This window comes from Pseudomonadota bacterium (assembly GCA_039818985.1).
GTDB lineage: Bacteria > Pseudomonadota > Alphaproteobacteria > Sphingomonadales > Sphingomonadaceae > Alterisphingorhabdus.
In genome coordinates this window covers 1,649,286-1,661,912 of the sequence record JBCBSU010000001.1, presented here as the reverse complement: position 1 = coordinate 1,661,912, position 12,627 = coordinate 1,649,286, and the positions used below count along the sequence as shown (strand labels likewise).

Annotated in this window: 13 protein-coding genes; 9 read left to right on the top strand and 4 right to left on the bottom strand. The window is 58.3% G+C overall.

The genetic code is table 11. From position 1 onward, the window contains the following. Positions 1-14: 14 nt before the first annotated feature. The 3 genes from gdhA (at position 15) to rimK (ending at position 2,814) form a co-directional block, all read left to right on the top strand. Positions 15-1,370: an NADP-specific glutamate dehydrogenase gene (gene gdhA, locus AAFX04_07935; GenBank protein MEO1045349.1), complete on the top strand. Its 1,356-nt coding sequence runs from the start codon at positions 15-17 to the stop codon at positions 1,368-1,370. Positions 1,371-1,444: 74 nt separating this feature from the next. After that, positions 1,445-1,912 (top strand): RimK/LysX family protein, encoded by a 468-nt coding sequence (locus AAFX04_07930; GenBank protein ID MEO1045348.1) that lies wholly within the window; start codon positions 1,445-1,447, stop codon positions 1,910-1,912. Continuing rightward, positions 1,909-2,814: a 30S ribosomal protein S6--L-glutamate ligase gene (rimK, locus tag AAFX04_07925; GenBank protein MEO1045347.1), complete on the top strand. Its 906-nt coding sequence runs from the start codon at positions 1,909-1,911 to the stop codon at positions 2,812-2,814. Before AAFX04_07930 ends, rimK begins: the two co-directional genes overlap by 4 nt. Positions 2,815-2,867: 53 nt before the next feature. On the opposite strand, the gene AAFX04_07920 is transcribed toward rimK, so the two are convergent. From AAFX04_07920 to AAFX04_07910, 3 genes are all read right to left on the bottom strand, one after another. Then, a complete protein-coding gene (locus tag AAFX04_07920) occupies positions 2,868-4,637 on the bottom strand; it encodes a cation:proton antiporter (GenBank protein ID MEO1045346.1) in 1,770 nt (589 codons plus the stop codon). A gap of 62 nt (positions 4,638-4,699) precedes the next feature. Continuing rightward, a complete protein-coding gene (locus tag AAFX04_07915) occupies positions 4,700-5,482 on the bottom strand; it encodes a hypothetical protein (GenBank protein MEO1045345.1) in 783 nt (260 codons plus the stop codon). Continuing rightward, positions 5,482-6,702 carry an NADP-dependent isocitrate dehydrogenase gene (locus AAFX04_07910; GenBank protein MEO1045344.1) on the bottom strand — a complete coding sequence of 407 codons (1,221 nt, stop codon included), beginning with the start codon at positions 6,700-6,702 and terminating at the stop codon, positions 5,482-5,484. The genes AAFX04_07915 and AAFX04_07910 overlap by 1 nt, the downstream gene beginning before the upstream one ends. A 169-nt stretch (positions 6,703-6,871) precedes the next feature. Here AAFX04_07910 and AAFX04_07905 point away from each other — a divergent pair, with 169 nt between their 5' ends. After that, complete coding sequence (locus AAFX04_07905; GenBank protein ID MEO1045343.1) at positions 6,872-7,606, top strand: phosphatidylserine decarboxylase; 735 nt, start codon at positions 6,872-6,874, stop codon at positions 7,604-7,606. Between the two features lie 121 nt (positions 7,607-7,727). Continuing rightward, positions 7,728-8,453: a phosphatidylcholine/phosphatidylserine synthase gene (locus tag AAFX04_07900; protein MEO1045342.1), complete on the top strand. Its 726-nt coding sequence runs from the start codon at positions 7,728-7,730 to the stop codon at positions 8,451-8,453. 4 nt (positions 8,454-8,457) lie between these two features. On the opposite strand, the gene AAFX04_07895 is transcribed toward AAFX04_07900, so the two are convergent. Then, positions 8,458-8,760 (bottom strand): hypothetical protein, encoded by a 303-nt coding sequence (locus AAFX04_07895; GenBank protein ID MEO1045341.1) that lies wholly within the window; start codon positions 8,758-8,760, stop codon positions 8,458-8,460. Positions 8,761-9,092: 332 nt separating this feature from the next. On the opposite strand from AAFX04_07895, the gene rpsB reads away from it, so the two are divergent. The 4 genes from rpsB to frr all read left to right on the top strand — a co-directional run bounded on the left by rpsB (position 9,093) and on the right by frr (position 12,588). Continuing rightward, positions 9,093-9,983, top strand: a complete 891-nt coding sequence (gene rpsB, locus AAFX04_07890; protein ID MEO1045340.1) for a 30S ribosomal protein S2 — start codon at positions 9,093-9,095, stop codon at positions 9,981-9,983. A 170-nt stretch (positions 9,984-10,153) separates the two neighbouring features. Further along, positions 10,154-11,080: a translation elongation factor Ts gene (tsf, locus tag AAFX04_07885; protein ID MEO1045339.1), complete on the top strand. Its 927-nt coding sequence runs from the start codon at positions 10,154-10,156 to the stop codon at positions 11,078-11,080. 197 nt (positions 11,081-11,277) lie between these two features. Continuing rightward, a complete protein-coding gene (gene pyrH, locus AAFX04_07880) occupies positions 11,278-11,991 on the top strand; it encodes a UMP kinase (GenBank protein MEO1045338.1) in 714 nt (237 codons plus the stop codon). A gap of 39 nt (positions 11,992-12,030) precedes the next feature. Then, positions 12,031-12,588 carry a ribosome recycling factor gene (frr, locus tag AAFX04_07875; protein MEO1045337.1) on the top strand — a complete coding sequence of 186 codons (558 nt, stop codon included), beginning with the start codon at positions 12,031-12,033 and terminating at the stop codon, positions 12,586-12,588. Positions 12,589-12,627: the final 39 nt, after the last annotated feature.

Below are 12,627 nucleotides of genomic sequence, written 5' to 3'. Positions count from 1 at the left end.
GAGAGGGGCAGACCATGGCAGTATCCGATCACGTAGATCTCGACACCTTTATGGCGGGCGTGAAAAAGCGCAATCCCGGCCAGACCGAATTCATCCAGGCGGTGCAGGAAGTCGCGCAGGATATTTACGACTTCATCGCCGACAAGGAAGAATATCATTCAGCCCAGATCTTGCGCCGCATCGCCGAGCCGGACCGGGTGGTTTCCTTCCGTGTTTGCTGGGAAGACGACAATCACAATATCCGGGTGCAGCGTGGCTGGCGGGTACAGAACAACAATGCCATCGGCCCCTATAAAGGCGGCATCCGTTTTCACCCCACCGTCACTGAGAGCGTGCTGAAATTTCTCGCTTTCGAACAAACGTTCAAAAATTCGCTGACCGGTCTCCCCATGGGTGGTGGCAAGGGCGGCGCCAATTTCAATCCGCGTGAAAAGTCGGATGGAGAAGTGATGCGCTTCTGCCAGGCGTTCATGACCGAGCTCTATCGCCATATCGGTCCCGATACCGATGTGCCTGCTGGCGATATCGGTGTTGGCGGGCGCGAGATTGGCTATATGTTCGGCCAGTATAAACGGATCACCAATCGCTGGGAGGGGGTATTGACCGGCAAGGCGCTGGAATATGGCGGATCGCAAATGCGGCCCGAAGCCACCGGCTATGGCGCGGTCTATTTCCTCGAGAATATGCTCAAACACAAGGGTGAGGACATCGCTGGCAAGACAGCGGTAATCTCGGGATCGGGCAATGTTGCTACCCATGCCGCCGAACAGATTACACTCAAGGGCGGCAAGGTACTGACTCTGTCGGACAGTGGCGGCTTCATCCATGATCCCGATGGTATCGACCAGGAGAAGATCGACTGGATCAAGAATCTCAAGACCGTCAAACGCGGCCGCATCAGCGAATATGCCGACGAATTTACCGGTGCGAGCTTCCATGAAGGCGAACGGCCCTGGGGCGTGACCTGTGATCTCGCGCTGCCTTGCGCCACTCAGAATGAGCTTAACGAGGATGAGGCAAAAACGCTGGTTGCCAATGGTGTCCAGGGTGTTTCCGAAGGCGCCAACATGCCCACTACGCTCGAAGGTGTCCATGTCTTCCATGATGCGAAGATCATGTATGGCCCGGGCAAAGCCGCCAATGCCGGCGGTGTGGCGGTTTCGGGGTTGGAAATGAGCCAGAATGCCGAGCGCATCAGCTGGACCAATGAACGTCTTGGGGAGATGCTCAACGACCTGATGGCGGGCATCCATGAAAAATGTGTCGAATATGGCGATGAAGGCGACGGTTATGTCAATTACGTCAAGGGCGCCAATATCGCCGGTTTCAAGAAAGTCGCCGATGCGATGCTCGCCTATGGCGTAGTGTAAGCCTTCTCCGCGACGTTTCGAGCACTGGCCGCAATTGTTTTGCGCGGCATTGCGGCCGGTGCTAGCGCTTGGCGATGGATTTGCCGAAACTACGCAAAAAGCTGAAAAAACAGCAGGAAATCGGCTGGTGTGAGTGCATTGATCTGCCCGGTCTGGGGTTGCGCCGGATCAAGGCCAAGATCGACAGCGGCGCAGCGACATCTTCCATCCATGCCACCCGCATTCGACCACTTGATATTGACGGTGTCCCGCATGTCGAATTCTGGTTCCGGGCGCATAAGGGCGAGCGTGCGGCACGCTATCGCGCACCGGTGGTCGAACAGCGCAGCGTTACAAGCTCCAATGGCGAGCGCCAGCTACGCTATGTCATAGAAACGACCATGCGGCTTGGTAAGCTGCATTGGCGGGGCCATCTCACATTGGCGAATCGCGGCCGGATGACCTTCCCGATCCTGATCGGGCGAAGGGCATTGCGCCGCGGCTTTCTGGTCAATTGCAGGCACCGTTACATGCTGGGCAAGCCCGAGGAGAGCGACCGATGAAAATCGCCATGCTGGCGCGCAACCCTAAGCTCTATTCGCACCAGCGGCTGGTCGAAGCGGCGGAGCAGCGTGGCCATACACTTGATATCATCAACACTTTGCGCTGCACGATGAACATCACCTCGCATCGACCGAGCATCCTTTATGAAGGTCAGACGCTGAGCGGTTATGATGCGGTTATCCCACGGATCGGCGCGTCGGTGACCCAATATGGCCTCGCAGTGCTGCGCCAGTTCGAGATGATGGGCGTATGGCCGCTCAATGAAAGTGTCGCCATTGGGCGTAGCCGCGACAAGCTGCGCTCTATGCAGATCTTCGCCAAGCACGGGCTTGGCCTGCCGGTGACGGCCTTTGCCCATGATCCGAAACAGACCGAAGAGGTAATGAAGATTGCCGGTGGCGCGCCGGTGGTGATCAAGCTGACCGAAGGCACACAGGGGATAGGGGTCGTGCTGGCCGAAACCGACAAGTCAGCCAAGTCGGTGATCGAGGCGTTTCGCGGTGCCAATGTCAATATATTGGTGCAGGAGTTTATCAAGGAGGCCGGTTCAAGCGACCTGCGCATCCTCATAGTCGGCGGCAAGGTAGCGGCATCGATGATGCGCACCGGGGCAGCGGATGATTTCCGGTCCAACCTTCATCGCGGCGGTTCGGCCAAGCCGATCAAGATCACACCAGAAGAACGCTCAACTGCCGTGCGCGCTGCCAAGGTGATGGGACTGAATGTCGCCGGTGTCGACATATTGCGCTCCAATCATGGTCCGGTGATTATGGAGGTTAACAGCTCGCCCGGCCTGGAAGGGATTGAAAACGCGACCGGCAAGGATATTGCAGGGCGGATCATAGAGTTTATCGAGACCACCGCGAGACCGGGAGCCACAAAGACACGGGGGAGGGGATAGCTCCTGAACCCGGTACGTTTCGGTGCGGCAGTGCGGTTTGCACCTCGACAACGTCATATGGTGCGTGATTTCAATTCGGGTTTTGTATCAAGCTCGCCCTTGTCCATGATTCTGTCGCGCATCTCGTCGCGCTTTTCATGGACCGAGGCGATGACATGCCCCATGCCGATGCCGAGATCGACCAGCGCTGCTTCGGATATCTGTAACGAGCTTTCCAGCGTTTCCGGCACCGCTACAGAGGCTCCGGCGCGGTATAGCTCGGCGGCGTTTTCTGTATCGCGGGCGCGCGCGATGATCGTGAGGTCGGGCACCCAGCCGCGCACCCGCTTGACAATGCGCGCCGCCAATACCGGCTCATCCATGGTAACGATCAGCGCCCGGGCATGGCCTAGCTGCAGCCGGTCCATGATTTCCGGCCGCGAGACATCGCCGTAAATGATATTGAAGCCGTTTCGGCGCCCCCGGGCAACGACATCGATGTTGGAGTCGATGGCAATGTAAGGCTGGTCGTGCTTGTCGAGCATTTCTGCCACCATCACGCCGATACGGCCAAAGCCGAAGATCACCGAGCGGTCGGTGGTATTGCCCTCCTCCACCGTTGGCGCCTCGCTGCTGGCCATTTCGACCCGGCGGGAAATGTCATGGCCAAGCCGTGCCAGTAGCGGCGTGATGGTCAGGCCGATGGCGGTGACGATCTGCCAGAATTGCGCAGTATCCGGGTTGATAAGCTGTGCCGACGCCGCTGCGGCAAGCACGATCAGCGTCGTTTCCGAAGGGCTGGCCATCAACACTCCGGCCTCGGCCGCGGTGCCTCTGCTGGCACCGGCAAAGCGCAACAGCAGGCCGGTGACAATTGCCTTGATCACCACCACGCCGGTGACCGCCGAAACCAACAGCAGGGCATTTTCCGATATGACCCGCAGGTCGATGCTCATGCCGACACTGATAAGGAATACCCCTAGTGCCAGACCCTTGAACGGGGCGGTTATCACCTCGACCTCACCGACATATTCTGTCTCTGCGATCAACAGACCGGCTAGCAGTGCGCCGACAATCGGTGACAGGCCGACAGCACCGGTGACCAGGCTGGCGACAATCACCACCAACAGGCTGGTGGCGAGGAAGATTTCCGGGCTTTTGGTGCGTGCTGCCTGGGCGAAGATATAGGGCAGCAGCAGGCGACCAAGGAACATCATGCCGATGACCACCAATGTGCCGTTGATCAATATGCTGGCGAGACCGCTCAGCCCGGCATCATCGCCGACCATTTGGGGAGCAATGGCACCGAGCAGGAAGATGATAGGCACGATGGCGATGTCCTCGAACAGCAACATCGCCAGCGCCGCCTTGCCGACCGGTGAGGTAGTGCCGGACATTGGCAGCACCAATGCGGTGGAGGACAGTGCCAGCGCCAAGCCGAGACCGAGCGAACCCTGCCAGTTTTGCGACGTGATCAGGTTGAGTGCGATGGCGATCAATAGACCGGAAACCAGCAATTCTGCGGCGCCGACGCCGAATACCAGCTTGCGCAGCGACCATAGTCGTTTGAACGACAGCTCCAGCCCGATGGAAAACAGCAGCAATATGATCCCGAACTCGGCAAAGGGCTCAATCGGTTCGGTATCCGAAATGGTGACATAGCTCAGCCATTCATAATCGCCGGTCAGTGAGCCCAGTCCGGCCGGTCCGACCAATATACCGACCAGAATGAAGCCGATAATCGGGGTGATGCGGAAACGGGCAAAAGCCGGGATGACCAGCCCCGCCGCGCCGAGAATAACCAGCGCATCGGACATGCCCTCGATCTGAATTTCGCCTGCCATGGGTGACTAATGCCGTATGGCGCAGGCCAAGTCAGCAAAATTCATCTGCTGGTGGCAGGCTGTTATTGCTGTGTTTCCGCAGGAGCGGGGTCTTCGGCAAAGGTGATCCGCACCAGCGCATCATTGGGGACTGCCTTGTCAGAAATCGGAACAAGATACGCCTCGTTTTCCGGTTCCTTCAGCGGTTGCGGGCTTTCCATACCGTCGATTACGACCGATACCAGCTCTCTGTCGAGCGGGTAATAGGGTTTGAAGCGTTTGCTCGCACAGCCGCCGATAACATCGAACAGCCCGCGCAGGACGACATTGACGCGGTTATTGTAAAAGCCCCAAAACACACGGCACTCCAGCCGGATATCGCCCATTCTTCTCAATGTTTCACTGGTCCCTGGCGACAATATGGTGGGAAAAACCCGCAACTTGCCCTTTACCTGGTTGAAGGCCAGTTCCCATTTGCCATCGCCAAGACGCTCGACCGGCAGCTTGACCAGCCATGTCTCGTCAAAGGCGAGGTCGATAATTTCCCCGTCGCGGCTCAACTGTGCGGCGACGTCGCCAATGTCCTCAACGGTCTCGTCCTTTGCCGGGCGTAGCTGCAGGAATAATTCACCCCCAGGGGCATATTTGCTGCGCCATTTATAATAGGCGTCGATCATTTCGCGGAAGTCGCCGGGCTTTACGGTGTAATTGCCCTCGCGATTGGCAGAGACGACGATGCCGCCAAAGGCCTCGTCGTTGGCGTTCGCACTGGCGGTTTCTTCAGCGCTGTCACTGTCTTGCGCGATTGCGGGTGCACCCAAACCAGCCATGATGCCGATGACCAATATCAGGTGCAGCCATCGCATCAGGACCAGTTACCCATTTCCTTTTCGAGATTTTGGACAATCGCCTCGAAGAACTGACCGGTGGTCATCCAGTTCTGATCGGGGCCGATCAGGATCGCGAGATCCTTGGTCATGTCGCCCTTTTCCACAGTCTCGATGCACACACGCTCGAGCGTTTCAGCAAAGCGCACAACATCCGGCGTCTCGTCGAACTTGCCGCGATACATCAGGCCGCGGGTCCAGGCGAAGATCGAGGCGATCGGGTTGGTCGAGGTCGCCTTGCCTTGCTGGTGCATACGATAGTGGCGGGTGACGGTGCCGTGCGCCGCTTCCGCCTCGACGGTCTTGCCATCGGGAGTCATCAGCACCGAGGTCATCAGGCCTAGAGAGCCAAAGCCCTGGGCCACGGTGTCGGACTGGACATCGCCATCATAGTTTTTGCAGGCCCAGACGAACTTGCCGTTCCATTTCAGTGCAGAGGCGACCATGTCGTCGATCAGGCGATGCTGATATTCAATCCCGGCCTTGTCGAACTGGGCCTTGAATTCGCTTTCGAAAACCTCTTCGAACAGGTCCTTGAAGCGGCCATCATAGGCTTTCATGATGGTATTCTTGGTCGAGAGATAGACCGGCCAGCCACGATTGAGGCCATAGTTCATCGAGGCGCGGGCAAAGTCGCGGATCGAATCATCGAGATTGTACATCGCCATGGCGACGCCTGATGATGGGAACTGGAACACTTCTTCGTCAATGGTGTTGCCGTCCTCGCCCTCGAACACCAGCCTCAGCTTGCCGGGGCCGGGAACACGAAAGTCGGTGGCCTTGTACTGATCGCCAAAGGCATGGCGGCCGACAACAATGGGATCGGTCCAGCCCGGCACCAGGCGCGGTACATTGTCGATCACAATCGGCTCGCGGAACACCACACCGCCCAATATGTTGCGGATGGTGCCATTGGGTGATTTCCACATTTTCTTGAGGTCGAATTCCTCGACCCGGGCTTCGTCCGGGGTGATGGTGGCGCATTTCACTCCGACGCCGTGTTCGCGAATGGCATTGGCTGCATCTACTGTGATGCGGTCATTGGTCTCATCGCGCTTTTCTACTGAAAGATCGTAATATTTCAGATCGATATCGAGATAGGGCTCGATCAGGCGTTCGCGGATCCACTGCCAGATGATGCGCGTCATTTCGTCGCCATCGATTTCGACGACCGGGTTTTTCACCTTGATCTTTGCCATATGTAGCTTTCCTGAAAGAGGTTGGCGGGGAAGAAATTCGAAAATGTGCCTGCCTCTTAGCAAAGCGGTACCATATATCAACTATCGCCGGGCGGATTATCTGCTGCGCCGTATCATGGTGCGGCAATGACTGTTGTAACCGCATAAAGCAGCGATTAAGGAACCGCATATGGCAAATGATATTCTCGACAATCGCGGCAATGGCATTACCGAGTGGCGGTTTCCGTCTGTGCACCCCGAAGGACGCAAATTCGCTGTTATCGCCGGCGCCATCACCCTCGGCTTCTTTCTGCTGGGGTGGAGCCTGCTCGCCTGGCCGATGGTCGGTATTACCGCCTGGGTGGCGGCGTTTTTCCGTGATCCCAAGCGTGTTACCATTGATGACCCCGGATTGATCACCGCGCCGGCTGATGGGTTGATCACACTGATCCAGGAAGTGGTGCCACCGACCGACATTGCCGGTGCAGAAGGGTTGGGCGATGATCCGCTGGTGCGGGTGTCGATTTTCATGAGCGTGTTCGATGTGCATATCAACCGCAGCCCGATTGCTGGCACGGTGAAGCGCGTTGCCTATATACCCGGCAAGTTCGTCAATGCCGATCTCGACAAGGCGAGCGAGGACAATGAACGCCAGCATTTTCTGGTCGAGCGCGACGATGGTGTGCGCATCGGCTTTACCCAGATTGCCGGGCTGGTCGCACGGCGCATCGTTTCCTTCGTCAAGGAAGGCGATATTGTTGCCGTCGGTCAGCGTATCGGGCTGATCCGTTTTGGCAGTCGGGTCGATATTTTCCTGCCCAAAGGGACATTGCCGCGGGTGGTTAAGGGGCAGCGCACCGTGGCGGGTGAGACCGTGATTGCCGAGATTCGCTCGACACCGCAGCTGACCGGGATCAGCCAGTGACAGCTTTATTACCGGCAGGGCGTTGATGCCGAAAAGGCCACCAGCCCACCGCCTTTCCACTCGCCTGCGCGGGCGGCGCCTTCGGCTGCTGCAACGCCGCCGTGGCCTGTCGCTGCGGGCAATGGTACCCAATGGCGTCACCGTACTCGCGCTGTGCTTCGGGCTGACGGGGATCCGCTTCGCCATTGCCGGCGAGTGGACCACGGCAGTCGCGGCGATCATCGTTGCCGGGGTGCTGGATGGTATTGATGGCCGGATTGCACGGCTGATGAATGCCCAGAGCCGCTTTGGTGCCGAGCTGGACTCGCTGAGCGACTGTATAGCGTTCGGAGTATCGCCGGCGCTGGTGTTGTATCTCTGGTCATTGCAGGGCCTGCCGAAATTTGGCTGGATCATCGCGCTCACCATTGCCGTTGCCTGTGCATTGCGGCTGGCTCGGTTCAATGCGCAGATCGATATTGAGGATCAGCCGCACAAATCGGCCGGTTTTCTGACCGGTGTGCCGTCACCGACAGGGGCGGGTCTGGTGTTCCTGCCCATCTATCTCTGGCTGATTACCGATAACCCGCTGTTCCGCGAATACTGGGTTGTCGGGCCGTGGACCGTGATCATTGCATTTCTGATGATTTCCAACGTTGCTACTTTCAGCTGGTCATCGCTCCGGCTGCGTCGGAATATCCGGCTGGAGGCGATAGCGCTGGTGGGGCTGATCGGTGCTGCGGCAATCACCGCGCCGTGGTGGACGCTGACCGGGATCAGCCTTTCCTATATCGCGCTGATACCGTTCGGGATTCTGAGCTATGCAAAGGTCAAGCGGCGGCAGGAAAGCGAAACAGAAAACGCCTAGACGATTATGCGGCGATGCAGTCGATATCCTGTTTGCGGTTACCGACACTGGGGCAATCGGCAAACTGAAAATAGATAACCTGGCCATGATTGCCCCCGTCTGCATCCCGGGATGGGGAATAGTCACGGGTGGTGACAACAGGCTGGCTGCGGTGGCGAATATGCGTTTGCGCCAGCAGCGGAGCCGGCTGATAACCCGAGAGGGTGGAACGGATGGCATCGCCATATTGCGACATGGTGGAGATCATGGCCCAGGCTGCGAAAACCAGCGCTGCTGTGAAAAATGTTGCAATCAAAAAACTGGCCATAGTCTGCTCCTATCAACCTATCAACGTCCAATAGGTTCTTTTGTTCCACGTTTATCCACAAGCTGTGGAAAAGTGCTTCTACCCTGCAGAGTTCGGTGCCTTTGGGGAAAAGTTACACCATAGCTCTGTTCGCTTAATGTTCTCTATTGTTCACAAAATGTTCCGGTCGTCAACCGCAAAAATCACCTCGAGCGTAGTTTTGCCAAAAAACACTGGATTTTGTCCGGCAATGGGCCTAATGGCGCCTCTATTCCACATGACGTGCAACATATTCCGGTGCCGGATTGTCCGGTCACCCGCGCGTCAGAGGCTCAACCGGAAGGAGAAGAATTATGGCGGATACCACCGTCACCATGCAGCAATTGATTGAAGCTGGTGCCCATTTCGGCCACCAGACCCACCGCTGGAACCCGCGCATGAAGCCCTATATCTTCGGCGCGCGCAACGGCATCCACATTATCGACCTGTCGCAGACCGTGCCGCTGTTCGCGCGCGCGCTCGACTTTGTGTCGGCCACCGTCAAGGCTGGCGGCAAGGTCCTGTTTGTCGGCACCAAGCGCCAGGCACAGCAGCCGATCGCCGAAGCCGCGCTGTCCTGTGGCCAGCACTTCGTCAACCACCGCTGGCTCGGCGGCATGCTGACCAACTGGAAGACGATCTCCAACTCGATCAAGCGGCTGAAATCGCTTGAGGAACAGCTTGGCGGAGATACCTCGGGCTTCACCAAGAAAGAGGTGCTGCAGCTGACCCGCGAGCGCGACAAGCTGGAATTGTCGCTTGGCGGCATCCGCGATATGGGTGGCATTCCCGATGTCATGTTCGTCATCGATGCCAACAAGGAAGATCTGGCGATCAAGGAAGCCAATGTCCTTGGTATCCCGGTGATTGCGGTGCTCGATACGAACACCGATCCGACCAACATCGCTTTCCCGGTTCCGGGCAATGACGATGCCAGCCGTGCTGTGCGCCTCTATTGCGACGCCATTGCCGCCGCCGCGAGCCAGGGCAGTGCCGGTGCTGCGGCATCGAGCGGCGAAGATCTGGGCGCGGCGGCTGAGCCTGCTGCTGAAGCGATTGTTGCCGAGCCTGCAGCCGAGCCGGAAGCGGAAGCCGCTCCTGTAGAAGAAGCTCCGGCTGAAGCGGAAGCTGTTGCGGAAACCCCGGCAGAAACCGAGCCTGCAGCCGAAGCCCCGGCCGAGGTCGAGGAAGCCAAGGCGGAATAAGCGTCAAAACCGGAGCGTGAGCGGCATGTCGTCGCGCTCCGGCTTTGCGTTACGCGAAACTGCAACAGTTGCACGCTAATGCTCGCGCACTATCTGCACATCTGACACTTACCGACACGTCCCGAAAGGACGCCTGAGCAACAGCATCAGGACAACATCAAAGGATATGGATCATGGCGATTACCGCTGCTGCCGTAAAAGAACTGCGCGAGCGCACTGGCGCAGGCATGATGGATTGCAAAAAGGCACTGGCCGAGACAAATGGTGATCTCGAGGCCGCCGTTGATTTTCTGCGCGCCAAAGGGCTGGCCGCGGCCCAGAAGAAATCGAGCCGCACCGCCGCTGAAGGCCTTGTCGGTGTTGCCGTTGACGGCACCAAGGGTATCGCTGTGGAGGTCAACAGCGAAACCGATTTTGTTGCCAAGAACGAGCAGTTCCAGGACTTTGTCAGCACCGTCACCAGCCTGGCGCTGGCCCAGGGCGAGACCGATATCGAAGCGCTCAAGGGCGTCGACTATCCCGGTGGTGGCAGCGTCGATGACAAGCTGACCAACAACATCGCCACCATCGGTGAAAACCAGTCGCTGCGCCGGGCTCAGCTGGTCTCGGTAAGCCAGGGCATGGTCGTGCCTTATGTCCACAATGCCGTGGCACCGCATCTCGGCAAGATCGGAGTTCTGGTTGCGCTCGAGGGCGATGCGCCCGCTGAAAAGATGGAAGAGTTGGGCAAGCAGCTTGCGATGCACATCGCTGCGGCTTTCCCGCTGGCGCTCAACGCTGATGATCTCGATCAGGATGTACTCGAGCGGGAACGCGCGGTTGCCCGCGACAAAGCTGCGGAATCGGGCAAGCCCGATAATATCGTCGAGAAGATGGTTGAGGGCGCGGTGAAGAAATTCGCAAAGGAAAATGCGCTGCTCAGCCAGCTGTTCGTAATGGACAACAAAACACCGGTGGCCGATGTCGTAGCCACTGCGGCAAAAGATGCCGGCGGCTCGATCGTGCTGAAGGACTATGTCCGCTTCCAGCTGGGTGAAGGCATTGAGAAGGAAGAGAGCGACTTCGCCGCAGAAGTCGCCGCTGCTGTGGGTAGCTGACCGTCCGATATGACATTGCAAAAGGGCAGCAGTCCGGCCTTTACCGGATTGCTGCCCTTGGCATATATGCCCTCTGAACGCCGGGCGGTTCAGCATATCGCAATCAATCGCTTGGCAGGGCAGTGGCCACTCACTATGAGGGTTCGGAGGCTGCTGTCTGGCAGGCCTCTGGCCATCATCCAGCCGGGAAAGCCCGCATGACCGAAAAGCGCTTCAATCGCATATTGCTTAAATTGTCCGGTGAGGCGCTGATGGGCGAAGGTGCCTTTGGCATCGATCCCGAAACCGTGCAGCGTATGGCGCTGGAGGTCAAAGCGGCGCAGGAAGCTGGGCATGAAATCTGTCTCGTCATCGGCGGTGGCAACATCTTTCGCGGCATGGCCGGTGCCGCCAAGGGCATGGATCGTGCCCAGGCCGATTATATGGGCATGCTGGCGACGGTTATGAACGCGCTGGCGATGCAGAATGCGCTCGAGCAGCTTGGCGTCGATACACGGGTGCAGTCGGCGATCCAGATGGACCAGGTGTGCGAACCGGTGATCCGCCGTCGCGCGCTGCGCCATCTTGAAAAGGGCCGGATCGTGATTTTCGCCGCCGGTGTTGGCAGCCCGTTTTTCACCACTGATAGCGGCGCTGCACTGCGTGCCGCCGAAATGCAGTGCGATGCGCTGTTCAAGGGTACCAGCGTCGATGGTGTTTATGACAGCGACCCCAAGACCAACCCGCAAGCCGTGCGGTTCGACAGCGTCAGCTATAGTGAGGTTCTGGCCAAGGATCTGCGGGTGATGGATGCCAGCGCAGTGGCGCTGTGCCGCGACAATGCCATTCCGATCGTCGTATTCTCCATCCGCAGTCAGGGTAATCTGGCCCAGGTGCTGTCGGGTGAAGGTGTGGCGACGGTTGTTGAATAAGGGCTTCAGGAACAAGAGGGATTTGAGAAAGCAAACGCTATGGCAAAATATGACAAGGCAGATCTGGAACGCCGCATGCACGGCGCGGTCGAGGCGCTCAAGGGCGATCTCTCCGGCCTGCGCACCGGCCGTGCCAATGTGGCGCTGCTCGATCCGGTGCAGGTAGAGGTCTATGGCTCCAACATGCCGCTCAACCAGGTGGCGACAGTCAGCGTGCCCGAGCCGCGCATGCTGAGCGTACAGGTGTGGGACAAGTCCAATGTGACACCGGTTGAGAAAGCCATTCGCGCAGCCGGTCTGGGGCTGAACCCGATTTCCGATGGCCAGATGATTCGCCTGCCAATCCCCGATCTGACCGAAGAGCGTCGCAAGGAACTGGCCAAGCTGGCTGGGCAATATGCCGAAAAAGCGCGCATCGCCATCCGCAATGTTCGGCGCGACGGCATGGATGCGATCAAGGCTGATGAAAACAAGAAGGAAATCAGCGAAGATGATCGCAAGCGACTGGAAACCGAGGTGCAGAAGCTGACCGACGACATGATCGCCGAGGCGGACGAAGCGGCTGCCGCCAAGGAAAAGGAAATCCTGAGCCAGTGACAGGCCCGCGGGGACATAACCGCGACGAAAGCCGCCCGG

Bases quoted from the DNA above. Each gene is read 5' to 3' on its own strand.
- AAFX04_07915 (MEO1045345.1), bottom strand. From the start codon at position 5,482: ATGCGATGGCTGCACCTGATATTGGTCATCGGCATCATGGCTGGTTTG.
- AAFX04_07905 (MEO1045343.1), top strand. From the start codon at position 6,872: ATGGCAAATGATATTCTCGACAATCGCGGCAATGGCATTACCGAGTGG.
- pyrH (MEO1045338.1), top strand. From the start codon at position 11,278: ATGACCGAAAAGCGCTTCAATCGCATATTGCTTAAATTGTCCGGTGAG.
- AAFX04_07930 (MEO1045348.1), top strand. From the start codon at position 1,445: ATGGATTTGCCGAAACTACGCAAAAAGCTGAAAAAACAGCAGGAAATC.
- AAFX04_07920 (MEO1045346.1), bottom strand. From the start codon at position 4,637: ATGGCAGGCGAAATTCAGATCGAGGGCATGTCCGATGCGCTGGTTATT.
- rimK (MEO1045347.1), top strand. From the start codon at position 1,909: ATGAAAATCGCCATGCTGGCGCGCAACCCTAAGCTCTATTCGCACCAG.
- rpsB (MEO1045340.1), top strand. From the start codon at position 9,093: ATGGCGGATACCACCGTCACCATGCAGCAATTGATTGAAGCTGGTGCC.
- gdhA (MEO1045349.1), top strand. From the start codon at position 15: ATGGCAGTATCCGATCACGTAGATCTCGACACCTTTATGGCGGGCGTG.
- AAFX04_07895 (MEO1045341.1), bottom strand. From the start codon at position 8,760: ATGGCCAGTTTTTTGATTGCAACATTTTTCACAGCAGCGCTGGTTTTC.
- AAFX04_07900 (MEO1045342.1), top strand. From the start codon at position 7,728: ATGGTACCCAATGGCGTCACCGTACTCGCGCTGTGCTTCGGGCTGACG.
- AAFX04_07910 (MEO1045344.1), bottom strand. From the start codon at position 6,702: ATGGCAAAGATCAAGGTGAAAAACCCGGTCGTCGAAATCGATGGCGAC.
- frr (MEO1045337.1), top strand. From the start codon at position 12,031: ATGGCAAAATATGACAAGGCAGATCTGGAACGCCGCATGCACGGCGCG.